24 protein-coding genes and 2 riboswitches are annotated in these 25,761 nt (G+C 37.3%); of the genes, 11 read left to right on the top strand and 13 right to left on the bottom strand.

The genetic code is table 11. The annotated features are described in order from the left end of the window. Positions 1-79 precede the first annotated feature (79 nt). The 3 genes from H9655_RS15430 to H9655_RS15420 all read left to right on the top strand — a co-directional run bounded on the left by H9655_RS15430 (position 80) and on the right by H9655_RS15420 (position 2,676). Positions 80-1,351: a sensor histidine kinase gene (locus tag H9655_RS15430; protein WP_318245497.1), complete on the top strand. Its 1,272-nt coding sequence runs from the start codon at positions 80-82 to the stop codon at positions 1,349-1,351. After that, positions 1,326-1,997, top strand: a complete 672-nt coding sequence (locus tag H9655_RS15425; protein ID WP_191815627.1) for a response regulator transcription factor — start codon at positions 1,326-1,328, stop codon at positions 1,995-1,997. The genes H9655_RS15430 and H9655_RS15425 overlap by 26 nt, the downstream gene beginning before the upstream one ends. Positions 1,998-2,097: 100 nt before the next feature. Beyond that, the gene (locus tag H9655_RS15420) at positions 2,098-2,676 is read left to right on the top strand and encodes a YdhK family protein (protein ID WP_191815625.1); all 579 of its coding nucleotides are present in this window, start codon (positions 2,098-2,100) and stop codon (positions 2,674-2,676) included. A gap of 235 nt (positions 2,677-2,911) precedes the next feature. Here H9655_RS15420 and H9655_RS15415 read toward each other — a convergent pair whose 3' ends face one another. Together H9655_RS15415 and H9655_RS15410 are read right to left on the bottom strand one after the other, a co-directional pair. Continuing rightward, on the bottom strand, positions 2,912-3,397 hold the full coding sequence (locus H9655_RS15415) for a GNAT family N-acetyltransferase (protein WP_191815623.1): 486 nt from the start codon (positions 3,395-3,397) through the stop codon (positions 2,912-2,914). A gap of 27 nt (positions 3,398-3,424) precedes the next feature. Beyond that, a complete protein-coding gene (locus tag H9655_RS15410; RefSeq protein WP_191815621.1) occupies positions 3,425-4,048 on the bottom strand; it encodes a Type 1 glutamine amidotransferase-like domain-containing protein in 624 nt (207 codons plus the stop codon). Between the two features lie 165 nt (positions 4,049-4,213). On the opposite strand from H9655_RS15410, the gene H9655_RS15405 reads away from it, so the two are divergent. The 3 genes from H9655_RS15405 to H9655_RS15395 all read left to right on the top strand — a co-directional run bounded on the left by H9655_RS15405 (position 4,214) and on the right by H9655_RS15395 (position 7,927). Continuing rightward, positions 4,214-4,708: a sigma-70 family RNA polymerase sigma factor gene (locus tag H9655_RS15405; protein WP_191815619.1), complete on the top strand. Its 495-nt coding sequence runs from the start codon at positions 4,214-4,216 to the stop codon at positions 4,706-4,708. Next, positions 4,701-5,543 carry a DUF3298 and DUF4163 domain-containing protein gene (locus tag H9655_RS15400; protein ID WP_191815617.1) on the top strand — a complete coding sequence of 281 codons (843 nt, stop codon included), beginning with the start codon at positions 4,701-4,703 and terminating at the stop codon, positions 5,541-5,543. Before H9655_RS15405 ends, H9655_RS15400 begins: the two co-directional genes overlap by 8 nt. 470 nt (positions 5,544-6,013) lie before the next feature. Further along, a complete protein-coding gene (locus H9655_RS15395) occupies positions 6,014-7,927 on the top strand; it encodes an acyltransferase family protein (RefSeq protein WP_191815615.1) in 1,914 nt (637 codons plus the stop codon). A 317-nt stretch (positions 7,928-8,244) separates the two neighbouring features. On the opposite strand, the gene H9655_RS15390 is transcribed toward H9655_RS15395, so the two are convergent. From H9655_RS15390 to mtnK, 5 genes are all read right to left on the bottom strand, one after another. Then, positions 8,245-9,243 (bottom strand): ABC transporter permease, encoded by a 999-nt coding sequence (locus H9655_RS15390; protein ID WP_191815613.1) that lies wholly within the window; start codon positions 9,241-9,243, stop codon positions 8,245-8,247. Continuing rightward, the gene (locus H9655_RS15385) at positions 9,212-10,750 is read right to left on the bottom strand and encodes a sugar ABC transporter ATP-binding protein (RefSeq protein ID WP_191815611.1); all 1,539 of its coding nucleotides are present in this window, start codon (positions 10,748-10,750) and stop codon (positions 9,212-9,214) included. The genes H9655_RS15390 and H9655_RS15385 overlap by 32 nt, the downstream gene beginning before the upstream one ends. A 76-nt stretch (positions 10,751-10,826) precedes the next feature. Beyond that, positions 10,827-11,894, bottom strand: a complete 1,068-nt coding sequence (locus H9655_RS15380; protein WP_191815609.1) for a sugar ABC transporter substrate-binding protein — start codon at positions 11,892-11,894, stop codon at positions 10,827-10,829. Then, entirely contained in the window at positions 11,891-12,943 is a 1,053-nt protein-coding gene (mtnA, locus tag H9655_RS15375; protein WP_191815606.1) for an S-methyl-5-thioribose-1-phosphate isomerase, read from the bottom strand. The genes H9655_RS15380 and mtnA overlap by 4 nt, the downstream gene beginning before the upstream one ends. Next, positions 12,940-14,124, bottom strand: a complete 1,185-nt coding sequence (mtnK, locus tag H9655_RS15370) for an S-methyl-5-thioribose kinase (RefSeq protein ID WP_191815603.1) — start codon at positions 14,122-14,124, stop codon at positions 12,940-12,942. Before mtnK ends, mtnA begins: the two co-directional genes overlap by 4 nt. Before the next feature lie 146 nt (positions 14,125-14,270). Continuing rightward, positions 14,271-14,424, bottom strand: a riboswitch (SAM riboswitch). Between the two features lie 201 nt (positions 14,425-14,625). Beyond that, a riboswitch (SAM riboswitch) is annotated at positions 14,626-14,729 on the top strand. A gap of 98 nt (positions 14,730-14,827) precedes the next feature. On the opposite strand from mtnK, the gene H9655_RS15365 reads away from it, so the two are divergent. Genes H9655_RS15365 through H9655_RS15350 form a run of 4 tightly spaced genes read left to right on the top strand, consistent with a single transcriptional unit; the run spans position 14,828 to position 17,856 of the window. Next, complete coding sequence (locus tag H9655_RS15365) at positions 14,828-16,042, top strand: 2,3-diketo-5-methylthiopentyl-1-phosphate enolase (protein ID WP_191815602.1); 1,215 nt, start codon at positions 14,828-14,830, stop codon at positions 16,040-16,042. Between the two features lie 2 nt (positions 16,043-16,044). After that, entirely contained in the window at positions 16,045-16,710 is a 666-nt protein-coding gene (locus H9655_RS15360; RefSeq protein ID WP_191815601.1) for a 2-hydroxy-3-keto-5-methylthiopentenyl-1-phosphate phosphatase, read from the top strand. Next, positions 16,707-17,336 (top strand): methylthioribulose 1-phosphate dehydratase, encoded by a 630-nt coding sequence (locus H9655_RS15355; RefSeq protein WP_191815600.1) that lies wholly within the window; start codon positions 16,707-16,709, stop codon positions 17,334-17,336. The genes H9655_RS15360 and H9655_RS15355 overlap by 4 nt, the downstream gene beginning before the upstream one ends. Then, positions 17,323-17,856 (top strand): 1,2-dihydroxy-3-keto-5-methylthiopentene dioxygenase, encoded by a 534-nt coding sequence (locus H9655_RS15350; RefSeq protein WP_191815594.1) that lies wholly within the window; start codon positions 17,323-17,325, stop codon positions 17,854-17,856. Before H9655_RS15355 ends, H9655_RS15350 begins: the two co-directional genes overlap by 14 nt. A gap of 37 nt (positions 17,857-17,893) precedes the next feature. On the opposite strand, the gene H9655_RS15345 is transcribed toward H9655_RS15350, so the two are convergent. The 3 genes from H9655_RS15345 to H9655_RS15335 all read right to left on the bottom strand — a co-directional run bounded on the left by H9655_RS15345 (position 17,894) and on the right by H9655_RS15335 (position 20,625). Continuing rightward, positions 17,894-18,433 carry a GNAT family N-acetyltransferase gene (locus tag H9655_RS15345; RefSeq protein WP_191815580.1) on the bottom strand — a complete coding sequence of 180 codons (540 nt, stop codon included), beginning with the start codon at positions 18,431-18,433 and terminating at the stop codon, positions 17,894-17,896. A 62-nt stretch (positions 18,434-18,495) separates the two neighbouring features. Then, on the bottom strand, positions 18,496-19,482 hold the full coding sequence (locus H9655_RS15340) for an acrylyl-CoA reductase family protein (RefSeq protein WP_404826105.1): 987 nt from the start codon (positions 19,480-19,482) through the stop codon (positions 18,496-18,498). A 303-nt stretch (positions 19,483-19,785) separates the two neighbouring features. Beyond that, positions 19,786-20,625, bottom strand: coding sequence for an SDR family oxidoreductase (locus H9655_RS15335; protein ID WP_191815576.1), 840 nt, complete (start codon positions 20,623-20,625; stop codon positions 19,786-19,788). A gap of 127 nt (positions 20,626-20,752) precedes the next feature. Here H9655_RS15335 and H9655_RS15330 point away from each other — a divergent pair, with 127 nt between their 5' ends. Next, positions 20,753-21,682 carry an AEC family transporter gene (locus tag H9655_RS15330; protein WP_191815574.1) on the top strand — a complete coding sequence of 310 codons (930 nt, stop codon included), beginning with the start codon at positions 20,753-20,755 and terminating at the stop codon, positions 21,680-21,682. 165 nt (positions 21,683-21,847) lie between these two features. Here H9655_RS15330 and H9655_RS15325 read toward each other — a convergent pair whose 3' ends face one another. The 3 genes from H9655_RS15325 to H9655_RS15315 all read right to left on the bottom strand — a co-directional run bounded on the left by H9655_RS15325 (position 21,848) and on the right by H9655_RS15315 (position 25,686). After that, positions 21,848-24,217, bottom strand: coding sequence for a penicillin acylase family protein (locus H9655_RS15325; RefSeq protein ID WP_095370210.1), 2,370 nt, complete (start codon positions 24,215-24,217; stop codon positions 21,848-21,850). Between the two features lie 127 nt (positions 24,218-24,344). Continuing rightward, positions 24,345-24,884: a GNAT family N-acetyltransferase gene (locus H9655_RS15320; RefSeq protein WP_191815573.1), complete on the bottom strand. Its 540-nt coding sequence runs from the start codon at positions 24,882-24,884 to the stop codon at positions 24,345-24,347. 25 nt (positions 24,885-24,909) lie between these two features. After that, positions 24,910-25,686, bottom strand: a complete 777-nt coding sequence (locus tag H9655_RS15315; RefSeq protein WP_191815571.1) for an ArsR/SmtB family transcription factor — start codon at positions 25,684-25,686, stop codon at positions 24,910-24,912. Between the last annotated feature and the right edge of the window lie 75 nt (positions 25,687-25,761).

Genomic DNA, 25,761 nt, shown 5'->3' with positions numbered 1-25,761 from the left:
ACTTCTATTTTTCTTGATTATTTTCACTTTAGAACTCTTTCTTTTTTTCTTTCTTCACTCTTCCTTAGTTGAGTCGAGAGTGGAAGAGGAACTTTTTTCCCTACAATCTAGAGGAGACGCTCATAAAGACACGTTAAGAACTAGTTTTGAAGCAGATACGATTCAGCATGTAGCTCTTATGGAAAGAGAAGCCAGTACTGATGTGATTGTTACAAACTTAAAGGGAAGTGTACTTGCTTCCTCACTTTCATTGGATATGAAAAAAATTATTTCATCAGGAATGAAGCTACAAAACGGTGTCGTAGAAAATGATTGGGAAAATCAACCCTATATTGTAACTGTAAGCTCTATTCCTAATCAAGGATACGTTTTCATGTTTCAAAACACTAATTCTATTCAAACACTGATTGATCGCTTAAATAATCATTTTTTTATTACAGGATTAATCACAGCTTTTCTAACGATTGTGATTATAATATTGCTTTCTATCGCTTTAGTCCGACCACTTAATAAGATGAAAGAAGCCACGATCCAAATAAAAAGTGGCGATTTCTCCATATCTCTACCTGATATTGGTAATGATGAACTCGGCAAACTAGCCAAAACCATCAATCTACTTGCCAGTGAGTTAAAACATTTAAAGCAAGAGCGCAGTCAATTTTTAGCCAATATTTCTCATGAATTAAAAACACCGCTCACTTACCTAAAAGGATACGCTGACATCGTTCAAAGAAAGGAGCTTCCAATTGAAGAACGTGAAAAATATTTGTCCATCATTCAGGAAGAAGCGAAAAGAATAAATACACTAGTAGAAGACTTATTTGAATTAGCAAAAATAGATCAATACGGCTTTAAAATGAAGAAGCAACCCATTCATTTAAGCGACTTTCTAGCCCATTTACATCATAAATTCGAACCAGCTTTCCACCATCAATCCATGAGATTACATGTGGAAATGCCAAAAGAAAATATTATTGTAAATATCGATTCAGCTCGAGTAGAACAGATTCTTTATAACCTATTGGATAATTCATTGAAATATAGTCAAACGGCTACGGAAACGACATTAAAGATATGGACGAATACAAACGATTTATATATAAGCATTGTTGATAACGGAAGTGGCATTCAAGAAAAAGACCTTCCACATATCTTTAAACGCTTCTATCGTGGGACATATAGCAACCATTCAAGTAATGTAGGTTCGGGTCTCGGTCTTTCGATTGTGAAAGAATTAGTCAATGCCCATAATGGTGACATTACTGTCAAAAGCAACGCAAAAACCGGGACAACTTTTACGATCATGTTAAAAGGAGCAGTATTAAATGAGAAAGATACTTTTAGTAGATGACGAAATGCGGATGCTTGATTTATTAGACCTGTATTTATCACAAAACGGGTTTTCTTGTATAAAAAAAACTTCCGGTGCATGTGCGCTGGACTATATGGAAGATCATGCTATTGAACTAGTCATCATTGATGTAATGATGCCTGATATGGACGGGTGGGAACTATGTCAATTGATCAAACAGCAAAGTGATGTGCCCATCATTATGTTAACAGCGAAAGGAAGTAAACCAGATGTAGTTAAGGGGCTAACCATTGGTGCCGACGATTATATTGCTAAACCATTTGATGAAGAAGAACTGATCGCTAGAATCGAAGCTGTCTTAAGAAGAACAAAAGCAACTGGCAGTGAAATTATATTTAAAGAACTACAGTTAAATAAGGAATCCTATGATTTTTACTATCTAAAGAAAAAAATCCCTGTCACACAAAAAGAATTTGTGTTACTTGAGCTTTTTTTAACTCATCAAAATCATGTCTTTTCACGCGAACATCTCATTACGAAAATTTGGGGATACGGGGTATATATCGAAGACCGAACAGTTGATTCACATATACGAAATATAAGAGAAAAGCTACGTGAAGTTGATTTCCCTATTGATCAGCATTTACAAACCGTATGGGGAATTGGGTATAAATGGGTATCATAATTTGTTCTTTTGTTCAGAATGAAGATGACAATTATTCCTTCATATAATCTGCAAATTTACAATCTATAATAATTGCAAACCATTAAAGGAGATGACCTATATGAAAAAGCAACTAACCGTTGGAATGATTGCCTTGTTAGCAATGGTATTTTTAGCTGCTTGTAATAACGACAATAATGCATCACCAGGTAATGATGAGCCGAATGGAAATGAGGAAATGAATCATGAAGAAATGGACCATGAGGGAATGGATCATTCTAGTGATGGTGAAATCCCGGAAGGCTTAGAAGATGCTGATGAACCCACATACGCTGTTGGCTCCACAGCGACAATAAAAACGGGACATATGGAAGGCATGGAAGGTGCGGAGGCAAAGATTGTTGGTGCTTATAATACAACGGCTTATGCCGTAAACTATACCCCTACTTCAGGTGGAGAGCCTGTGAAAAATCACAAATGGATTATTCATGAAGAGCTAGAAGAGCCAGGTGATGCACCATTACAAGAGGGAGATACCACTGTGACTACCGCTGATCATATGGAGGGTATGAAGGGCGCAGAAGTGGAAATCGTCTCAAGTGAAGACACAACCGTTTATATGATTGACTATACGCCAACCACTGGCACTGAAAAAGTCACGAACCATAAATGGGTGACAGAAGCTGAACTAGAAAGATAAGGATGGGCATCAGCGGCTCTCGTATCATCCCATTTGAATCATAGCATGATATCTTGTCCACATACCTTTTAGCTATCGCCAAGAGTTATGTGGACTTGCTCATTCTTTTGTGTTGTATCCCACTTTTGCGGATATCTTCTATTTTAATAATGATAGGTGACATACTTTAACGTGTCTTACCTTATATTCGTTTGATTTCTATAGGCTATTTTTATTTGATTAGATATCAGATTGTTCAAAATAATTTTCCCATATAATACTCATCATAATATTCTCCGTCCATTAATAACGACCTTCGTTTCACACCTTCTACTTCAAAACCAATCTTTTTATATAGCGCTAGTGCTGCTTCATTTTCTGATACTACTGTCAATTCAATCCGCATGATCTTTTCCTGATTGGCCCATGCCAGTACCGCCTGTAATAATTGCCCTCCAACTCCCATTCCTCTGTAATCTTTATGAATACCGACAACAATACTCGTACAATGTTTTTTCTTTCGCACCGTTTCTCTTATCACAAGTGTATACCCAATCAATTGTTCTCCATCTTCGGCACCAATAACCGTTATATGATCTCTATTAAGTAAAGCCTCTGCCCCTTCAACCGTTAATGTTCTTTCCCCTGCTTCCATCAACATATAAGGACTGCTTGCCTCTACATCCATCATCAATTGTGCAAGTTGTTTCGCATCATCTGCGGAAAGCTCTTTGATTACCATTCAGAACTCCATCCCTTCTCGATCTAATTATTCAAAAATATGTACATTCTTCCCTTCTAACGATTCAATCTGTCCATTTTTCAAATAAACACTTGCTTCGTCATCCAAGCCCAATCCTTTTTCTGTCTTCGTTTCAGTCATTACAGCAATTAGGTTCTGCTTTTCGTTCCATTTTGTATAATGAGCAGCGATAATATAACCTTGTAAGATACCTAAGCCATTTAAAATCATCCGTTGTTCTCCATTATAATCGCTCGGGGAAACCATGCAATATGCTGGACATATTAAAGCACCGGCAGAAAAGCCTGCGATTGGCACTCCTTCTTGAAAGAGTTGCTTTATTTCCTCCCCTACCCTTTTAGTTACGATATAGTGATGATAGGAAAGTGTGTCACCGCCACATATAATCATGCCAGTTATTTTTTCTTTGTTGATCAACGTAGTCTCTTCTAATAAATAATAGCGAAAATCTGTTACACCTTCTTCTTCTAAAATATGCTGATATTTAGACATATAAGATTGCCAGCCTTTACGATTCAAACAAAATATCGCTACATGTCCGTCTCTTTGATTGCAAAGACTGGCAAACTGCTTTCCATGACTTCTTCCAAAAGGCGGACTTCCACCAAATAAGAATAAATGTTGATCCATAAACACTCCTCCAGTTTCTCCACCTTTTCTTTTATCTTCGAATTCTATTCTTAAACAAACATTAGCATAATGAATAAATAAAAAGTTCATTTCCGCACAAACTTTTTCTATGAGATCAATCGTCTATCCATTGTACAAAGTTTTTTAAAAGGAGCTCCTTGAAAGATGAATAAGCAAAATATGTTTGTACAAATGGTTGAAGAACATAAACAAGATTACTACCGGCTTGCTTATAGTTATGTTAGAAACCAAGCAGATGCTTTAGATATTGTTAGTGAATCCATTAAAAAAGGATTGCTCTCAATCAATAAATTAGAAAATGTCGATGCATTAAGAAGTTGGTTTTATAAGATTATCGTACGTACATCGCTCGACTTCTTAAAAAAGCATAAACGCATGACTGTATCAGATCATGACACAATCACCTATTTGCAAAGAGGAGAACAGGATGTTTATATGCATTTTGACTTACATGATGCATTAGCACAATTGCCCTTACAATATAAAACGGTCATTTTACTGCGCTATTTTGAAGACTTAAAGATTCAAGAAATTGCCACTGTTATAGATGAGAATGTCAATACAGTCAAGACACGATTATATCGCGGCTTAAAATTATTAAAGCTTGAACTGACAGAAGGAGATGAAATGGATGAGTAATCGACTGAAAGAATGGCGTAGACAATATAATGATATACCTATACCGGCAGAATTAGATGACATCATCGAAAGCGCATTAACTAGTCACACCCAACAAAAGCATTCGAAAAAGCGGTGGTTATGGCCAACTAGTATTGTGGCTGCTGCGAGTATTTTTACAGCAACGGTAAACTTTAGCCCTCAGGCGGCAAAAGCAATGTCAGAAGTGCCTATTTTAAAACAAATTATTGAGGTTATTACCATTGATCAAATACACGAGGATGAAGAAAGTAAATCAATTGATGTAGAGATACCAGAAATCTCTGGTCTAGAAAACCACCAACTAGAAACTCATTTAAATCAAGCTTTTCTTGAAAAAGGAAAGCAATTATATCAAGAATATACGGATAGTAGCGGTCATCTAGCTATTCAAAGTGATTACAGCATTGTAAATGAAAATAATCAGATATTGTCCATCGAACTTCATACGTTTAAAGCCGAAGCATCTGGATATGAACAAAAAGATTACCTCACCATCGATAAAGAGTTACAAACGGTTCTCACTTTACCAAGTTTATTTACTTCAGAAGCATATGTAGAGGTAATAAGTGAAGAAGTTAAAAAGCAAATGAAGCAGAATATGGCTAATGATGAAAATCTCATTTATTGGCTAGATGATGTGGAATCATTTACAACTATTAACCGAGAGCAATCATTCTTTATCAACGAAGAAAATCACCTTATCATCTCATTTGATGAATATGAAGTGGCACCTGGTTATATGGGCGTTGTTCAGTTTGAAATTCCAACTGAAATGATTGATGAATTACTAGTGAGTGATCGTTATATCCATTAAATATGATTTGAATAAAAAATAATTGAGACCTCTCTTAAATTTTAAAAGAGGGGTCTTACTTTTTGGGAAGAAGCCATAATTGGAGCCTTGCATTTTAAATAACTTTTTAAAATGACCTTTTCTATAAGGTTATTGACCACCCAAAGATTCTTTTGCCCTGTTAACTGCTTATTTTTCCCTATTTAACAGGACTTTTCCCCCTTATAATATATCATTCTTTCCACCTATCCAAATCATTACATAATAAGAGTAAAATGAATAATTGTAGTGCTTTTTTATCGCTATTCTGCAAATTTTTTTACAAGCTTTTTGAAACTAAATACGATAGATTCATCGTCTATTTTATATGTTTATATAAATGAAGTTTATTAGAAAATAATACATAAATCAGTTAGTGGTTCACTTTTAAACGGATGATGATTCCATCCGGCAGCTAGAGTTTAATTGCATCAAAAATGGAGGACGTACATATGAAAAAAAAGACACACACACATTATATTACCGGGCTCGACGGACTGAGAGCGATTGCTGTTTTAGCCGTGATTGCCTATCACTTTCGCTTTGATTGGGCAGAAGGCGGGTTTTTAGGCGTTAGCTTATTCTTTGTTCTATCTGGCTACCTGATTACTTCCACTCTTTTACCGGATCAAAACAAAAGCATGAAATTAGATTTGAAGAAGTTTTGGGTTGGTCGTGCTCGCCGCTTATTACCCGCTTCTTATGCAATGATTTTTATTACCTTTGTGTGGGTCGTTCTTTTTCATCAAAACTTGTTATCCGTTATGCGTGGTGATGCGCTAGCTTCTCTATTCTATGTAAGTAACTGGTGGTTTATTTTCCACGAGGTTTCCTATTTTGATAGTTTCGCTGCGCCATCCCCAATAAAAAACCTATGGTCACTGGCGATTGAAGAACAATTCTATCTATTATGGCCACTTGTTCTAACGGTTCTAATTTATATTTTCAAGAATCGAGCAACCGTTTCAAGAATTATCTTTTTAAGCGCTTTATTATCTTGTTTATGGATGTCATTACAATATGACCCCAATGGTGATCCGAGCAGAGTTTATTATGGGACTGATACACGTTCATTTGAATTATTAATTGGCTGTTGGTTAGCCCTTGTTTGGCCAATGAAAAGACTATCAGCTAAGAAACTCTCACCACAACTAAAACAAACACTTAATGTCACAAGTATCGGTGCTCTAGTGATTTTGTTACTATGTATGTTTACCATTAATGAATATAATCCGTTTCTATATATTGGAGGCATGTTTCTAATTGCACTCCTATCAGCGGTTGTCATTGCTTGTGTCTGTCACCCATCAAGTATATTAAGCAAATGGCTATCATGGAAGCCACTTAGGTGGATTGGCACACGCTCATATGGTATTTATTTATGGCATTATCCGATTATTATTTTAACAACGCCTGTCGACCAAATAGCATCACCGCAACTATGGAGAGTGCTATTACAGCTCATCGCTATTTTTGCAATAGCAGAAGTATCCTACCGATTCTTAGAGCAACCGATTAGAAAATATGGTTTTAGAGCATTCTTTAAAAATTTCAAGAAAATAAATCCTCTTAAATGGAAAAGTTTAAATGGAAAGTATAGAATGGGTGCAGCTTTTGTTCCATTAGCAGCTATTATCTTTATTGCCGGTATGACCGGTGTTGTCAAAGGAGAAGAGCAGGAAGAGAAACCAACGGAATTAGTTATTTCCCAAGAAAACAGTACAGATCAACCGAAAGAAGAAACGAAAGAAGAAGCCTCGAATGTGCCAGAGAAAAATGACTCCTCAAAAGAAGCGCCAAAGGAGAAGACAGAAGGTACGGAAGAAGTAGAGGATGAAGTAGAAATACAGGCAGAGCCACTCCCTGCCGCTGAGCATTATAACCAAATTCTGGCCATTGGTGATTCATTAATGCTTGATGTTGCACCAAGTTTACAGCTACGCTTTCCTGCTATTACAATTGATGCGAAGGTGGGGCGTCAAGTTCATCAAGCAGTCGATGTAAGTCAGCAATACATTTCCTTTAACCAAAAAGAAAATGCGATCATTTTCATGTTAGGTACAAACGGCTTTTTCCGTGAGAAGCATTTAGATCAACTAATTGATTTATTTAGTGAAGCAGATATCTATCTTGTAAATACAAAAGTACCACGTTCATGGGAAGAAGATGTAAATGACGCTTTATTGAAAAAGGCGAAAGGTGAAGACCATGTCACACTAGTCGATTGGCACGAACTTGGAGAAAATCATCCTGAATACTTCGGTGGTGATGGCGTCCATGTAGGAAAAACAGGGGCAGAATCACTGGCTGAACTAATTGAAAAAGAAATGAATAACTATATTGAAGCATCCATAAAAGAAAAATAATCGACTAAATAGCCGCTGAACATTAAATGTTCAGCGGTCTTTTTATCAGCTGTGTGCTTGTTATTAAACCATGCTGGAGAGTGCATTTCCGTGAAAAAAGATAGAGTAAAGCTATGCATGCTTCGGCTGCCTCATCTGCATGGTGAGCTATGTAAACCAGTTTGCTCATTCATATAGTAGATAAGTAAACAACTGCATCCATATAGAGGAAACCCCAAAAAAATTACGCCAGTTAAAAATAAAAAATAACAAATACACCCCCGGCGCAAACTCCTCTATGTTTGGCTTCTATCTGTTTTGCCTCACCCACTACTTCTTTATAAGCTATTTGTTGAAGACTTATTTTTCGCATACATATAAGTCACAGCCAATGCTAACACGAGTACGGTCCCTTTAATAATGTCAAAAGCATAATAAGGTAGATTCATAATTGTTAAACCATTTAATAATACGCCGATGACTGCTGCACCAAAGAATGTACCTAGCGCATTGGGTTTTCCAGCCCCTAGTACCGAGTAGCCAACAAATACAGCTGCAACTGCTTCCATCAGTAGTGGTGCACCTGCATCGATTTGCCCTGATCCTACCCTAGCAGTAAATAAAACCCCTGCTATGCTAGCAAAAATTCCAGAAATCACATAAGCCATGCATTTAATTTTCTTCACTTTTACACCAGATAAGGTCGCAGCTTCGGCATTCCCTCCTGTCATATAGAAGATTCTGCCCCATCTTGTATAGTTTAAAAAGCAGTAGGAAGCTAACACTAAAATCATCATGATCCATACGGGTACGGGAATACCTAATAAATGCCCTTGACCAATCCATAGAAAGGCATTAGAAAACGCACCAATTGCTGTTCCACCAGATGTTAGTGGCATATGGTTATAGATAGAGTATCCTTCTGTATAAGTCCGATGTAATCCCGCTACGATATACATACTGCTCAATGTGGCTAATAAATCAGGAATGCCAATTACAACAATTAAAAACGAATTAAATAGTCCCACAGCCACTCCAACGATAATCGGTAATAGGAGAACTAACCATAGCGGTAAATCGTACCATACCATCAGTGAAGCAGTAAAAACAGTTGCGAGTGACATTGTCGAGCCAACAGATAAATCAAAGCCGTCAACTACTAATGTAAATGTGACACCGAGCGCCAGCACAGTGACAATCGAAATGGAACGTAATATATCCGAAAAATTATCATAGGTTAAAAAGAATGAGCTCACACTTGTAAAATAGCAAATAATAAGAATAAGTAACGTAATTGCCCCGTATTTAAATAGAAATGCGATCAATTTGTCCTTCATGATTGACTTCCTTTCCACCACTTGCATATAGTAGAATCTTTTCTTTCGTTGCCTTTTCTTGCGTAAACTCTTTTACGAATTTGCCATCATACATCACTAATACTCTATGACAAACAGTTAATAATTCTTGTATTTCACTACTAAAATACAAAATGGCCTTGCCTTCTTTTGCAAGCTGTTGAATTAGTTTAAGAATCTCTCTTTTCGCACCGATGTCCACACCTTTAGTAGGCTCATCAAATAAATAAATCTTTGCTTCATCTGATAACCACTTACCGATAACGATCTTCTGCTGATTTCCTCCACTTAAATGATTCACTTCGACCTCTGCATCTTTTGTTTTTACCTGCAAAGTTGAAATCACTTCTTCAGTAGCTTTTCTCTCAGCCTTTCTGTTCATAAATCCCGCTCTTACATACTTTTTTAGCTGTGGGAATGTTACATTCTTCGATATCGTTTCATTAATGAATAGCCCTTCTTTCCGGCGTTCTTCAGGAATATGAGTGATACCACAAGCAATAGCTGCTTTGGGATGCTTCAATTGTACCTTCTTACCAGAGACCATGATTTCTCCTGATTTGGCTGGTGTGTTTCCAAATATCGTTTTTGCTAGTTCCGTTTTACCAGCACCTACCAAACCCGCAATGCCTACAACTTCACCTTCATATACATTTAAACTAATATTTTGTAACTTTCCAAGATTGATATTCTTAAGAGCTAAGACCTCTTCCCCTCGTTTATAACTGTGCATAATCTTACTTTCCTCATGCCACACTTCTCCAAGCATTTGTTCAATCACCATTTCCTGCGTTATCTGATCAATTGGTACGGTTGAAATTCGACGCCCATCTCTCATAACGGTCACCACATCAGCAATGGCAAATACTTCAGGTAAACGATGTGTAATAAAAATACAACCAATTCCTTTTCCTCTTAGTTGCCTGATGACATGAAATAATTTTTCTGCCTCTCTATGTGATAACGGCGCAGTTGGCTCGTCAAAAATAATCACTTTAGTCGTTTGCACTAACGCCCTAGCGATAAGAACCAATTGCTTTTTCGCAAGACTTAGATTAGAAGCTGCTTGGTTTAGATCCATATCATTCACATCTAGTAATGTTAATGCTTCCTGTGCCTGGCGATGTAATTCCTTACGAGAGAAGAACCACCCTTTCTCTTGTGAAAAGCGATCAAGCATAATATTTTCTGCTACAGTAAGCTGGGGAACAATGGCTGTATCAACCTCCTGATAAACGCAAAATATTCCTTTTTCTTTCGCGTCACGAGGGTGTTGAAAAAGAGCTTCTTCGTTGTTAACCAGGATTTCTCCTTGGTCTTGTCTATATACTCCAGAAAGAATTTTCATTAATGTACTCTTCCCAGCTCCATTTGCTCCGAGCAAAGCATGTATTTCTCCTTTATGAACCACTAATTCCCCGTCCCTTAGTGCCATAACTTGTCCGAAACTTTTACTAATTTTTTTCATTTCCAAAACAACTTCACTCATTTAAAGGAGCCCTCCCTTCATAGATACGAAAACCGACTCTCTAGAAGTCGGTTGACTAGCTACAAACTATTTTCATTCACTTGTCTTCAAGTGCTTTTAGTTCTTCCGTATAACCTTGTTCACTTTCTCCCCAACCATCTATATATTCATGCAGTTCATTTGTAGTAATTGCCTCATCAGGTAATTGACTCTTCTCTACAAAAACAGGATCAAGGATAACTTTTTCGTTTGGCGAATCACCGTTTAATTTTTGGTATAAATATCGAACTTGAATACGACCAATATCTTTTGGATCAACGGCAGCTGTGGCTTCCCATGAACTGTTTTCTTTTTGTATCAGTTGCAGATCTTCGTCACTCATATCAATTCCGTAGACTTTAATATCTTCTCTACCTGCTTGCTCTAGCGCTCTGACAGCTCCTTTAGCAAACTCGTCCCATGCTGCCCAAACGGCTGTAATTTCACCTTCATTTGGATATTGTTTTAAAATTGCTTCCATTTGTGCTTGCGTATCTAATGCTGTATTGTCGGTCGCAGCACCAAATGCGGCTACTTCCTTAATATCTGCATTCTCTTTTAAAAATTGTTCATACGCTATTTGTCTTCTTTCCATCGGTGCAAATCCAGCTACCCAAATCTTAACAATATTCGCTTTCCCTCCTGCATCTTCTGCAAGCTTGGTTAATGTCAACTTCGCCATTTCTTCATCGCCTTGTTGAAGTACAGTGACATCTTTCACAGCAATGTCAGCATCAAAGACGACTACAGGTATATCTTGCGCAACCGCTTTTTCTACCCCTTGTGTTAACGCTTCCTTCGTTCCATGATCGATTAATATCCCATCAAATTTTTGATTAATCGCTGCATCTAAATTAGAAGCCATTTTTGCTAAGTCACCTTCTGAAGTAAATACTTGAACGGTTCCACCAAACTTTTCTACCTGCTCTTTTACCCCTTCAATATATTGGGCGGAAAATGTCCCTAAATTAATTTGCATAATCAGTGCGATTTTTTTATTAGCCAAGGGATGTTCTTTAGTTGATGCAGTTGCTTCACTATTTGAGCTGCTTCCTTTTGGCTGACAGCCTGCCAAAATTAAAATAAAAATAATAAAAAACGCTAATCCTATTCGATTGTTCTTCATACCTTAACTCCCTCTTCTGTTTTATTCAATAGTGCCAGTTTGCTTTGATCTGCTGCAAAAATGCCTTTTTCTGTAATGATTGCAGTAATTAAATTAGCAGTTGTCACATCAAACGCCGGATTAAATACTTTCGTTCCTTCTGGTGTAACCTGGTATGGACCGATATGAGTCACCTCTTCCGCCAACCTCTCCTCAATCGGAATATCTGCCCCTGATGCAATAGAGAAGTCAAATGTTGACAATGGTGCAGCTACATAGAAAGGAATCTGAAAATAGTTTGCTAAAATAGCTAGTTGCCATGTCCCGATTTTATTTGCTGTATCTCCATTCCTGGCAATGCGATCTGCCCCGACTATAATCGCTTCAATCCCCTTTGTTGCTATCGTATGAGCAGCCATATTATCAGTTATGACCGTCACGTCCACATTGGACTGTTGAAGTTCCCATGCCGTTAGGCGCGCCCCCTGTAGAACCGGTCTCGTTTCACAAGCGTATACTTGAAAGTCAACGCCTCTTTCCTTACCTAAATGAAACGGTGCCAGCGCTGTACCGTATTTCCCTGTAGCAATCGTCCCCGCATTGCAAATCGTTAATACTTTTTTCTTTCCATTCAAGAGACTGAGTGCATTTTCGCCAATTTGCCGACAAATCTCTTCGTCTTCTTGATGGATTCGCTTTGCTTCTTGCTCTAAACTGAGAATCGCCTCTTCTGTTGAATAAAGAGTTTCTATTCCTTTCATCATTCGATCCAAAGCCCAGAACAAATTAACGGCTGTCGGCCTAGAACCCACAAGATAAAGATAATCTTCATGAATTCTAAGATGGAAAGTTTCGATGTCGACACCTTCGTATTTTTTTGCAGCAATCGCTAAACCATAAGCAGCAGTGATTCCAATAGCTGGCGCTCCTCGCACTTTCAACTGAATAATCGCCTCAAAGACATCTTCAATGGTTTCGAGTTCTATCCAACTTGTTTGATGCGGTAATAACGTTTGATCTAGAATTTTCAATCTACCTTCTTGCCATTCAATGGGTGTTGGTATACTCATGGTGTATACACCTCAAGTTCCTTAAGAAGTTGCGAGATTGTTACTATGTTTTCGCGATTAATTATCAAGGATGAGCCTAATTGTATTGTTGCCTGCTTCACATCTAATCTAATTGAACTATCTTCTATCCCATCAAGATCCTTCACATGCGACAGTCCGATTGTTCTTCGTATTAATTCACATCCCGCTACTCCGATTGCATCTTTAAATACTTTAGCTAGAAAATATTCTAGCGCGCCTGGTACTTTAGTAAAAGGATGAACAACAGAATTTTGCCAAGCTTCTGAAAAATGATAAGAAAACACATCCCATACCTCTTCAATCTGTTGGCGAATAACCATTCTATCGTTTTCGTTTCGTACAAGTACTTGGAAAATTAGATGGGCAATATATTGGCCGACATCAAATCCAATCGGACCATAAAAGCCGAACTCAGGATCAATGACTTTCGTCTCGTACTTACTCGCAAAAATACTTCCCGTATGTAGGTCACCATGTAGTAAGCTCTCTGCTTCAGTGAGAAAAGCATATTTTATTTTTGCTACTTCGAGTTTCAACTTGTCATTAGCCCATAGTTGCTGAACACTTTCCGCCAACCCAGCTTCAAAATCATTCGTTTCCACATCAAAAAATGGATCGGTGAATACTAAATCCTCAGTGATTTTACATAGTTCAGGATTTGAAAATTTAGCAACCAATTTCTTTTTCTCAAACGGATGAAGAGCAAAATCTGAAGTTAAAAACAATGTCTTTGCTAAGTACTCACCAATATCAGCTGATAACTTCGGATAATGATTCCCTTGAATCAATCCCTCTCTTACAATTGTCAAATGCGAAAGGTCCTCCATTACAGTTAATGCAAGCTCTTCATCTGTTGCTAGTACTGCTGGGACAAGGTGAGGAACTGCTTCACCATGCTTCTTAAGCACTTCTGCCTCCAGTTTTGCTCGTTTAAGTGTTAGCGGCCAGCTTTCTCCCACTACTTTTGCATAGGGGAGTGCTTGCTTAATAATTACACTTTTACGATTAGAAGCAATACGGAAAACATAATTCAAATTACCATCACCAATCTCTTCCACCGTCATTTTTTCATCCGGTAAGAACAGATTTAAACTCTTTACGTATTCACATGCAGATTCCTCTGTTAAAGCGCGATACCCTATATTCTCTAAAACAGCCATCTCTCTTCCCCCTTATTTCATTATTTCTCTGCTGCACAAAACAGGGGTGACTACATAAAGAGATGTAGTCGGACCTGCTTTGTCACTACAGAAACAAAAATGCCCCTTTCCAGTACAGAAAGAGGCATTCGTCAGTACGATTTTGCCTCTCATCTTTCCAGAATAAATTCTGAATGGAATTAGCACCGTGCCTTACATTGGGCGCAGACATCTCTAGCTGCGCCTCGTTTCACAACGATATTACGGTCGGTTGCTGGGTTTCATCGGGCCATATTTCCCTCCACCTGCTCTTGATAAGAGTATAAAAGATTCATTTTTTTGAAATATCTTGAGCACATACTAGCACCGATTATAAAAAAGTGTCAATCTTTTTTTAAAATTTTTCATCTTTTTAAGCATAAAAGAATTTTGTCATATTACGTAAAAAATTCTCTGTTGACAGATAAAACACCTGGTGACATAATACAATTGTGCAAAAATTTAAAACGATAAACATAAATTTTCTTATCAAGAGCAGGCGGAGGGACGAGCCCGATGAAGCCCGGCAACCGATTCTAAATGAACACGGTGCTAATTCTTGCAGCAATCATGCTGACAGATAAGGAGAAGGTTCTATCAACTGCGAACTAACCCTCTTCTTATTAATTAAGAAGAGGGTTTTTTATTTTAATATCCATTCGAAATCATCAGGGAGGGTTCTCATATGGGAGATGTCATTGCAACTTATCAAGTATACGCAAGACCCGGTTCATTAGAGAAGAAAGCAGAGGATATCGCTTTAGGCTTAACGATAGGATCTTGGACAGCGTTACCATTACTTGAGCAAAAACAATTACTAAAACATAAAGGCAGAGTCACTGCACTACAAGAATTTTATGACGATGAACATCCCAATCGTTTCGGTGAAGTAAGGTGCGAAATGAGTATCGCCTATCCTACATATAATTTCACATTTGATATTCCAGCTATCCTAACAACCGTTTTTGGTAAATTATCTCTAGATGGTGAAGTAAAATTATTAAACCTGGAATTTGATAAGAAAGATCTTTCCCGTTTTTCAGGACCAAAATTCGGTATAAAAAATATAAGATCGAAACTAAATATACAAGATCGCCCATTACTTATGAGTATATTTAAAGGCATCATCGGCAGGGATATTCACTTTTTAAGAGAACAGTTAAGAGACCAGGCCATGGGAGGCGTTGATATTGTAAAAGATGATGAAATTCTTTTTGATGTCAACATCTCTTTAGAAGATAGAATTATCGCAGGTAAAGAAATACTAGATGAAGTCTATGAAAAGACTGGAAAAAGAACACAATATGCAGTCAATTTATCTGGGAGAACAATTGATTTACTAGATAAAGCAAAAAAGGCGACCGAATTAGGGGCGGATGCATTATTATTCAATGTCCACACTTACGGACTAGATATGCTCCAATCATTAGCTGAAAACAGTGAAGTGCAGTTACCTATCATGGCACATCCTGCTTATAGTGGAGCCTATATTTCTTCAAACTTCTATGGTGTCGCTCCTGACTTATTACTCGGTAATCTTACTCGCCTAGCAGGTGCAGATTTTTCTTTATTTCCTTCTCCATATGGTTCTGTTGCCATGGAAAAAGAAAAAACTTTAGCCATCGCTAGACAGTTAACCGAAGAAAATGGCTTGAATCAGGCATTCCCGGTACCTTCAGCAGGCATTCATCCAGGTTTAGTTCCGTTACTTTATCAAGACTTTGGCAATGATTGCATTATTAATGCGGGCGGAGGAGTTCATGGTCATCCTGAAGGAGCAGCTGCGGGCGTGAGAGCATTTAGGCAGGCCATTGATCACGCTATACAACAAAATACTCATCGTGCAACAAAAACGAAAGAATTGGAAGCAGCATTAGCAAAATGGGGAGGTACGTCGTAAAGATGACAAAACCAATGATTTTTTGTGATTTTGATGGAACAATTACTAATAACGATAACATTGTAAAGATTATGGAGCATTTCGGTCCTATTGAAGCAAAACAGATCAAGGAAGATATTTTAGCTCAAAATATTTCTATCCAAGAAGGTGTAAAAAACCTCTTTTCTCTTTTACCAACAAGTAAAAAAGAAGAGATTATCAATTTTGTATTAAATAGCGCAGAAATTCGTGAAGGATTTTCCGCTTTTGTTAGATATACACATGAAAACGATATCCCTCTTTATATTGTCAGTGGTGGGATTGACTTTTTTTTAGAACCAGTACTTGAGCCTTATGGGCCGTTTACGAAAGTATTTTGCAATCATGCAAGCTTTGCTTTAGAAACGATAGATATTCACTATCCACATCAGTGTGACGAATTATGTTCTTCCAAAGGTTGTGGCTGTTGTAAACCAACCATTATTAGACAACACTCATCTCCTGAACACTTTAATATTCTTATTGGTGATTCGATTACAGACTTTGAAGCAGCCAAAATAGCTGATGCCGTCCTTGCTAGAGATTTCTTAATTCAAAAATGTGAAGACACTGGTATTTCTTATACACCTTTTGAAACCTTCCATGATTGTATTGAATACCTCGATGAACTAGTTGGTGCGAAATCATGACAACGTATGAAACAAAGTGGGATACATTAGCTGATATTAAAGATGAATTAGCAGCTAGAGATTGGTTTATGGGTACTAGTGGTAATTTATCCATTCGCGTAGATGAAAACAGCTTTTTAGTCACTTCAAGCGGACTTGATAAAAGAAAGCGAACAGCCAATGATTTTTTATTAGTAGACTTAGAAGGAAGGCCTCTAGAAAGCACGTCAGCTAAACCTTCAGCCGAGACTTTATTACATTGTGAAATCTATAAGAAAACACCTGCAGGCGCAAGTCTACATGTGCATACAGTCGCTAATAATGTTATTTCTGAGCTTTTCTATCAGGAAGGGGCAGTAACTTTTCAGCATCAAGAGTTAATTAAAGCATTTGGATTATGGGGAGAAGATGATATACTCACCATCCCGATCATTCGCAATGATGCGGATATTCCTACATTAGCGGCCCACTTTTCTGCTTACGTCAGTAAAGAGAAAGGGGCAGTCTTAATTCATAACCATGGGATTACTGTTTGGGGAGTCAATGGATTCGAAGCAAAAAAATTATTAGAAGCTTGCGAATTTTTATTTCAATATAAATTATCTCTTATTCAATTAAAAGGAGGCGTTTTACATGGCAATTATTAAATTTAAAAACGAAGAAAAAGTGATTACTGATCAACAAGAGGTAGCTACATTTTTAACTGCACAAGAAGTCATCTATGAAAATTGGAACATCGAACAATTAGAAGTGACATTACACGAAAAATACGACTTGTCTGATGATGAAAAGCAAGCCATACTAGATGCATTTTCAACTGAAATCAAAACCATTTCTGAAAAACGCGGCTACAAAGCTGCAGATGTAATTTCACTTTCAGACAGTACGCCAAATTTGGATGAATTATTAATTAACTTTCAAAGAGAGCACCACCATACAGATGATGAAGTCCGCTTTATCGTAAGTGGGCATGGGGTCTTTATTATCCAAGGAAAAGATGAATCGTTTTTTGAAGTCCATTTAGATCCAGGTGATTTAATTTCTGTACCCGTAAACACACGTCACTATTTCACCTTAGCTGATGATCGAAAAGTTGTTGCTATTCGCCTCTTTGTTACACCAGAAGGTTGGGTACCTGTTTACGAGAAAGAAAAATTGAACGCTTAATATTAGAAAGGCTCCCCTTTATAAGCGGAGCCTCTTCTTATTTCTCTAAATAATAGATAAAAAATTCGCTCCATTCTCCACTATCAAATGAGAATTGAGACTGTTTTTCTTCATAATTAAAACCAATAGATTCTGCTAAATGAATGGAAGCGAAGTTATCACTATCAATATGTAATTCTATTCTTTCAGGTTGTAAATATTGAAAAATAAAAGGGATAATCGTTACTATACTTTCTTTTCCATATCCTTTTCGCCAATATTGATTGTGAATCGCATATCCAAGTAGTACTAACTCCTTGCCATTCCTCTGTGTTCGATACATTTCTATTTTTCCTATATGTGCACCATCATTTTCTCTGAATATACCCAGCTCAAATAATTGCCAATCATCCTCTTGCTTGCTCCATTGCTCGATTTTCTTCTTGAATTTATCTTTGGTATAAGCAGATAAATCATGTGGGCGACCTTCATCATGACGTGATTGCGATACTAGACGGTTCTTTAATCCCGCTATCCAAGCTTCATAATCTTCATACATATATGAACGAATGACGAGACGATTACTTTTCAACTGCATGTCTTTCGCTCCATTCTTATCGGAAATTAGGCCGTCTTTTTATCAGTTATTATGAGCGGAGACTATATATGTACAAGCACTCTGCCTCTCGTTTCTCCTTTTAAAAGCAACGGCAAGGCATGCTCCACTTCATTCAATGAAACTTCTTGAAAAATAAACTGATCATACGGAAGTTTATCACTTTCTTCTGCTAATAGTGCCCAGGCTTCTTCCCTCGTTTCCATTGGACAGAAAACGGAATCAACCCCAAGGAGACTAACACCACGTAAAATAAATGGAAAAACAGTCGTAGGTAGATTCGTTCCAGCTGTTAAACCACTGACCGCTACAGCACCCCCATATTGTATTTGGCTTAACAAGGATGCTAATGGCTCTCCACCGACAGGATCAATCGCTGCTATCCATTTTTGCTTGCTTAATGCGCTTAACTTCCCATCATATACTTCTTCCCTTGTAATCACTGAAGAAGCTCCTAAGTTCACTAAGTAATCACGCTCATTCTTTTTTCCAGTGCTTGCGACAACTTCATACCCACGGTTAGCTAACAAGGCAACAGCAAAACTCCCAACGCCACCTGTAGCCCCTGTAACTAGCACCTTCCCATCATTTGCAGTTAGGCCATTCTGTTCTAATTTTAATATGGAAAGAGCCGCTGTTAATCCAGCTGTACCAATCGTCATTGCTTTTTTTAATGTAAGTCCTTTAGGAAGTGGGAGTACCCATTGTGCAGGTACTCGCGCATATTCACTATAACCTCCGTATCTAGATACTCCAATTTCATAACTCGTAGCGATGACTTCATCTCCTTCTGAAAAATCAGGATGTTGAGATGAAACAACGATGCCTGCTAAGTCAATACCCGGTACCATAGGATATTCCCTAACGATATTTCCATTAGGTATACTAGCTAGACTGTCCTTATAATTTACTCTGGAGTATTTTACTTTAATGAGTACTTCTCCAGCAGGTAGATCCTTTACCTCAAACTGACGCAATTGGATAGAAAAATCATTATCATTTTTATCTACAACTAATGCTTTAAAACTCATTTCTGCCTCCATCCTTTCCTTTAATCTTCTTATATTGATTTCATTGTCCTTTATTCATTTCTACTACTTCTAAATGCTTTATCAACGTAAATTTGTTCCTCTACTTTTGTTTATGTGCCATCAGGAAATCTACTTTTTCAGACTTGTCTCATCCCCTTTGTCTATTATCTTAATAAACTCTTGTCATTCTTCTACTCTCATTTCCTTTCATTTAAGCATGAAACGATTCGAATAAACTTTTATTCACTTGTTTAATCTTTTCTTTCCATAGAGTTATCTTAATTAGCTATTAGATATTATTAGCTAAAGCGTCGTCTGATCTATGCTCCACCTCCAAAAGTGTTCGATTAGTTGGGGATCACTCGCCCTTTTAGAGACAGGGGCTTTTTTCTTGTCAATAAAGTACTCACCGGATATCCCTTCTACATCTGCACTCGTTGCTAAATAGATGGCCGTTTCTGCTCCTTGCTCTGCCGTTTTAAAAAAAGGCACCAGCAATTTTACCACTTTGCCACCAAACCCTGTTTCTCTATCCACACCTATGTTTGTGGCAACAGCTCCTGGATGAAGTGCATTCACTGTCACATTTGTATGCGCTACTCTTTCATGTAAACCTTTCATGAATAATAAATTGGCTAGCTTCGATCTTCCATAACCTTTTGCTACATTAAAACTCTTTTTAAAAAACGGATCTGAAAAATCAATTTTCCCCCATTTATGGGCACCAGAAGATACAATGACAATTCTTGCAGCAGCCGAAGCCTTCAAAGCTTCTAATAATTGGTTGGTTAAATGGAAATGACCGAGATGATTTACCCCTAACATCATCTCAAATCCATCAACTGTTTCTTGCCTTTTTATTGTCACTACGCCTGCATTATTGATTAAAAGATCCAAATGATGATATTTACTAGAAAAGGTTGCCACAAAATCATCGATGCTTTTGATAGAACTTAAATCACAGAGCATTAAATCTACATTTTCTTTTCCTGTAATGGCTTTCACTTTTTGTAGCGCGGCTTCACCTCTTATTTTACTTCTACAGAGCATGATTACTTTTACATTTTTATTTACAAGACCGATTGTCGTTTCTAAGCCCATTCCTGAATTCGCTCCTGTTACTATCGCTACTTTAGCAACCATAGCTACCCACACCTTTCTTATTGTCGTTAAGTATAAATGGTCCAATGATATTTTTATAGTTTTCTGCTTTTATGAACTATAAAAATATAAGAATTTTCAGTATAATTTATACTGAAAGGAGTGTCATATGGAAGTCACCTCTGTTATTCTTGCGATTTCAACAATGGGTATAATCATTGTTTTCGGAGCACTAATCGCTTTAAAGATATCAATCACAGCAGAAATGAAAAATATATTAATGATGATTATTTTAAATCTAGCTGTTCCCTTTATTATATTGAATGGTGTTTTCAATACTAAAATTACGGACGTCATTTTCCAACAAGTCTTTCTCGTATTCGGGATATCCATTGTATTTAATGCTGGAGGTATTATTCTTACATTAGTTCTAGGCCGTCTTTTACACCTTAATCAGCCTAAACAATTGGCTTTACTCGCCGCCCTAGGTAATACAGGTTTCATCGGCATCCCTCTTAGTGCTACATTATTTGGGCCTCTCGGTGGATTATTAGCCGCTGTATTTGATGCAGGGTTAGATGTCGTTCTTTTTTCATTAGGTATCTATTTATTACAAAGCAATCAAAAATTCCAATTTAAACAATTAAAAGCTTTATTAAACATACCTTTATTAGCCATTAGTTTGGGGTTGTTATATGTAATCAGTGGTTGGGAAGCTCCGATCATATTCAAGCAACTGGCTTCAATGCTATCTAACTTAGCTGCGCCATTAGCCATGTTATATATAGGCTTTCTGCTTCCAACTTTCTTTCAAGTTGGACGACGGTTTTACTTTCAAGGTTTATGGTTTCCTTTATTAATGAAATTGTTGATATTACCACTTTTCGCCATCATTTGTTTACGTTTTACGTCAATACAAACAGATTTAACTTTCTTATTAGTTATTTTAACAAGTATGCCTACCTTCATGCTGGCTTCAGTATTATTTTCCCGCTACACACAAGAAGAAAACGAAGCCATTATGGTAACGGTATATAGCACGTTAATTTCTATCTTAACCATTCCTTTGATTTCTTGGATAGCAAGCTTTCTTTTGTAATCATTTAATTACATTTTTTAGCCAGCCAAAAAGTTATTTTAGCTGGCTATTTCTCTTCTCATTCACCTTTCTCTAGTCCGTACATATTAAAAAGGGTAAAATCTTAATCGATTAAAAAATGCGTTGGATTTATCTTCTTCTTATCAACTCAAAAATCCTAGATAATCATTCTTCTGGTGTTAAGAGTAGTCTCTTCCCTTCAGGCTCCCCTAAAGTAGTCTTATGATAATCTCCCTCTACCCAATCCGCCATTTGATTTTGATACCAGTCACTCGATACATGCCCAGATTGACCTGGACCGACGATATGATAAGCCTGCATTGGATTGTTCATATCCATAACAAATCGCCATGATGCTCCGTGATTCACCGTCCCATCATTTTTAAATGCAGCTGCCTTAACAGTGACAGCACTTCCTCCTGTTGCCATACTACCTTGATAATTAAATAAATAATTTAAAGGAGCTACGCTAGATAACGGGTGTGTGAAGGAAACTTGGTGATAATCTCCCCAGTTCCAATTTGCCATATCGCCGCCTTCATCTTCCTGTATTTGTGAAAGTGTTTCCGTTAACGATACAACTAATAATTCATTAATGCCCCCTACATCCTTCACCCATGGCCCCGGGTTACCTGCAAATGCATTACGCAGAAGCTGATCAACAGCCGATCTTTTACCACCAAATAATTCTAACGTTTCTTTTGGAATCTGCTCTTCAAATAATGCTTCTCCTATTTCAACCATCCAGCGATTAAAAATATAAGGAGCAGCAAGATCTTGATGATCTTGATAGTCCCATTTCGATAAGATGTCAAGGGCTGATTGGATGTTCTCACCTTTTTCGTTTGCTAATTGCTTAAGCATCACAGGCACAAATTCTTCTGCCTGAAGGTTCTTTTCATCCATTTGTAGTTCCATCATATTTTCTGCAGTTAATTTATTGCTTCCACTTAATACTTCTTGAATACGCATTTGTCTATATGGTTGCGCCCAATTGTGACTGATATGATAACGGTAATCATCTCCTACCACCTTATTATTGGCTGTAGAAATAAAACCTTCTTCCGGATTGACGATAGTTGGTAATTCGTCATAAGGAATCGCACCTTCCCAAGCATACTCATCTGTCCATCCCGGTACAGGTAATAGGCCATTTCCTTTTTTCCTGATAGGAATTTTTCCATTCGCCTTATAAGCAATATTTCCTTCTCGATCTGTAAAAACAAAATTTTGTGCTGGTGCTTCAAAAGCTGCTAATGCCTCTTCGAATTCTTTCCAATTTTCAGCGTGATTCATATTTAAAATCGCCTCTAGTTCTGTCGTTGCCTCTAATGCTGTCCACTGTAATGAAAGTGCCGTTTCACTAGTAGCAGCATCGGCGGCAAACTCTGAAATAATAGGCCCATGTCTTGTCTCTATGACTTCATAATCAATTGTTTCACTATCCTTTACCTTTATAGGCTCAGCTATCACTTGAGCCTTCTCCCATTTGTCGTTATAAAGAAACAAGTGAGGATCTTCTGGATTTCTTTTTTCAATATAAAGATCTTGCACATCAGGACCAGTATTAGTCACACCCCATGCGATGTTTTCGTTATGTCCTAAAATAATTCCAGGGACTCCGGCAAATATCACTCCACCTACATTCACTTCATCAGACTGTAAGTGCATTTGATACCATACAGAAGGAGTCGCCAACCCTAAATGGGGATCATCTGCTAAAAGACTTTTGCCAGTTGCCGTTTTATCTCCGCTTACCACCCAATTGTTACTCCCATTGAATTCATGTGGGATAACAGCTTGAGCAAAGGCGGTTGAAAAATCTAATTGTTCTTTAGTAATAATAGTTGGTGCCTCTTCTGGATAGGTCGGAAATAAATCATACGCTTTTTCTTCAGGAAATGTTTGCAACAGATACTGTCTAAAAGCTTGATCTTTCCAATGTCCGCCCAAATCAAAGGCCATATACTTACCAATTGTTAATGAGTCAATTGGTTTCCATGCTTCCGGTTTATAGCCAAGTATCGTAAATTCTATTGGCCACTTTCCAGTGGTATGTAATTCCTCTATATAGGCATTTACTCCGTCTGCAAATGCATTTAATACCCGCATCCCCTCATCTGAATATTCAGCTACTGATTCTTCTGCTGCTCTTCTTAAGCCCAAGGTACGGAAATACTTATCTGTATCTACTGTCGATTCACCAATTACTTCACTTAATCTCCCAGATGCCTGCCGCCTACTTAAGTCCATTTGAAATAGACGATCTTGCGCTTGTACATATCCTTGGGAAAAGTAAAGGTCATACTCATTCGTTGCTTCTATATGAGGAACACCCATTTCATCTCGGACCACCTCAACAGCTTGTTGTAACCCTTTCAGTTGAATATCACCATTAACTTGAGGTAACGGGCGATTCAAGAAATAATAAGCGCCAATGATTACAAGTAGAATGAGCCCAAGAAGACTCCCTCCCATCCATAGTAGCAAGCGCTTCCATCTTACATTTTTCTTTGCCTCTGTTTTAATTTCCATCTCTCATCCTCCACCCACTTTCTATCTTTAATAAGATTCTAGAAGTAAATCCTTTTTCCTACTCTATTCATAAAGAAAAGAACAAATTCTTTTAAATAGAATTTGTTCTTGCATCAATGGTAGCTCATCACTTATATTCTCTTTTCAACAAACCATAAATAACTGTGTCAACATAATAATGATAGAGCCATTCGCCATCTCTAATCGTTCCTTCATATACAAAACCAAGCTTTTCAGGTATACGACGACTTTTACTATTTTTAACTGCAGCATGAATTTCTACTTTATTTAAATTAAGCTGAGTAAATCCGTAGGAAATCATCGCTTGCACAGCTTTTGTCATCAAACCTTTACCTTCTGCCTGCTGTGAAAGCCAATACCCGATTGTACCTATCCGATTGGCATGATTCAACTTATTATAGCCAATGATGCCGATTAACTTTCCGTTTTCTCTAATACCAACGGTTAAGCCAGTATTTCGATCCATTTGTTCAACTGTATGGTCAATAAACGCTTTTGAATCTTGAACAGATTTTGTTCCATCTACCCATGGAAGCCATTCGCGTAAGTATGTACGATTCTCATTAATAAGCGCAAATAGTTCATCCGCCTCTTCATACATAAAACCCTTCAATTCTAGCTCGTTGTTAATCTTTAACCTTATCATTATCGTTCCTCACCTGATTTCAACATTATTGTGAAAGATAGATGCCCATTTCCTCATTCATCCAATGGAGTGCTTGTTGTTTTAATTTATATTTAGATGTTTCAGTATCGACTAGTTTTGCTGTTTTTAAAATTTTTAAATGGTGATGAGCTGTTGTTTTCCCAAGTGCTAACCGCTCCGTTATTTCTTGTAAACTACATTCGCCTTCAGAAAGTAATTTCACCATTCTCATTCTTGTTTCATCCCCTAATGCCTTGTATCTAAGAACTAATGATGGATTAACTGCATAGGGCTTCGTATCTCTTATACTCTCATCCGATACTGAGTAATAGAATACTTTTGTTTCTTCTATATCAGCTTCAATATTCCACGGCCTGTATGTATATTGGGGAATGAGCATCACATTCTTTACACTTGGTTCGGGATGATAAATGATGCCTCCTGTCGCCCATTCTACTAATTCTTCAGCTGTCATCTTTTTATACATAGACTCTTTTAGCTTTTTATCTTTTTCGAGAATGTTTCGTAGCTGCTTTTCTTCTGGTTTGATAATTGCTTCATACCAGCCTGTCATTACTGTAACCAAATGCCTTTTCAAAAAATCTGCATCTGAAGAGCTAATATATTCAACATATTTTGGAAAGAAAGAATTATTTTCCGTTACTTCCTGCATATCTTTTATCGCTGTTTCATCTGTTGTTGAAGCATCACACCTTAATTGTTGGAAATCCGATCCGATATAAGGTAAACATATAAAGCGTAACGTTCTATCTGATAAATGATTAATATAATCAACAAACATCACTAGTGTTGCATTAATTTATTTTCACTATTAAAAATACTCAAAATGTTCAATTTTATTATTTTGTGCAAAGAA

The sequence above is a fragment of the Cytobacillus stercorigallinarum genome, assembly GCF_014836495.1.
Lineage (GTDB): Bacteria > Bacillota > Bacilli > Bacillales > Cytobacillaceae > Cytobacillus > Cytobacillus stercorigallinarum.
Note: the sequence above shows the minus strand (reverse complement) of the source record. Positions and strands in the feature narration are given on the sequence as shown.

Coding starts and splice junctions, on each gene's coding strand:
- H9655_RS15405 (WP_191815619.1), top strand. CDS start 4,214: ATGAATAAGCAAAATATGTTTGTACAAATGGTTGAAGAACATAAACAA.
- H9655_RS15365 (WP_191815602.1), top strand. CDS start 14,828: ATGGGAGATGTCATTGCAACTTATCAAGTATACGCAAGACCCGGTTCA.
- H9655_RS15420 (WP_191815625.1), top strand. CDS start 2,098: ATGAAAAAGCAACTAACCGTTGGAATGATTGCCTTGTTAGCAATGGTA.
- H9655_RS15330 (WP_191815574.1), top strand. CDS start 20,753: ATGGAAGTCACCTCTGTTATTCTTGCGATTTCAACAATGGGTATAATC.
- H9655_RS15320 (WP_191815573.1), bottom strand. CDS start 24,884: ATGATAAGGTTAAAGATTAACAACGAGCTAGAATTGAAGGGTTTTATG.
- H9655_RS15400 (WP_191815617.1), top strand. CDS start 4,701: ATGAGTAATCGACTGAAAGAATGGCGTAGACAATATAATGATATACCT.
- H9655_RS15345 (WP_191815580.1), bottom strand. CDS start 18,433: ATGCAGTTGAAAAGTAATCGTCTCGTCATTCGTTCATATATGTATGAA.
- H9655_RS15415 (WP_191815623.1), bottom strand. CDS start 3,397: ATGGTAATCAAAGAGCTTTCCGCAGATGATGCGAAACAACTTGCACAA.
- H9655_RS15335 (WP_191815576.1), bottom strand. CDS start 20,625: ATGGTTGCTAAAGTAGCGATAGTAACAGGAGCGAATTCAGGAATGGGC.
- H9655_RS15390 (WP_191815613.1), bottom strand. CDS start 9,243: ATGAAGGACAAATTGATCGCATTTCTATTTAAATACGGGGCAATTACG.
- H9655_RS15385 (WP_191815611.1), bottom strand. CDS start 10,750: ATGAGTGAAGTTGTTTTGGAAATGAAAAAAATTAGTAAAAGTTTCGGA.
- H9655_RS15315 (WP_191815571.1), bottom strand. CDS start 25,686: ATGTTTGTTGATTATATTAATCATTTATCAGATAGAACGTTACGCTTT.
- mtnA (WP_191815606.1), bottom strand. CDS start 12,943: ATGAGTATACCAACACCCATTGAATGGCAAGAAGGTAGATTGAAAATT.
- H9655_RS15425 (WP_191815627.1), top strand. CDS start 1,326: ATGAGAAAGATACTTTTAGTAGATGACGAAATGCGGATGCTTGATTTA.
- H9655_RS15350 (WP_191815594.1), top strand. CDS start 17,323: ATGGCAATTATTAAATTTAAAAACGAAGAAAAAGTGATTACTGATCAA.
- H9655_RS15395 (WP_191815615.1), top strand. CDS start 6,014: ATGAAAAAAAAGACACACACACATTATATTACCGGGCTCGACGGACTG.
- H9655_RS15410 (WP_191815621.1), bottom strand. CDS start 4,048: ATGGATCAACATTTATTCTTATTTGGTGGAAGTCCGCCTTTTGGAAGA.
- H9655_RS15325 (WP_095370210.1), bottom strand. CDS start 24,217: ATGGAAATTAAAACAGAGGCAAAGAAAAATGTAAGATGGAAGCGCTTG.
- mtnK (WP_191815603.1), bottom strand. CDS start 14,124: ATGGCTGTTTTAGAGAATATAGGGTATCGCGCTTTAACAGAGGAATCT.
- H9655_RS15380 (WP_191815609.1), bottom strand. CDS start 11,894: ATGAAGAACAATCGAATAGGATTAGCGTTTTTTATTATTTTTATTTTA.
- H9655_RS15355 (WP_191815600.1), top strand. CDS start 16,707: ATGACAACGTATGAAACAAAGTGGGATACATTAGCTGATATTAAAGAT.
- H9655_RS15340 (WP_404826105.1), bottom strand. CDS start 19,482: ATGAGTTTTAAAGCATTAGTTGTAGATAAAAATGATAATGATTTTTCT.
- H9655_RS15360 (WP_191815601.1), top strand. CDS start 16,045: ATGACAAAACCAATGATTTTTTGTGATTTTGATGGAACAATTACTAAT.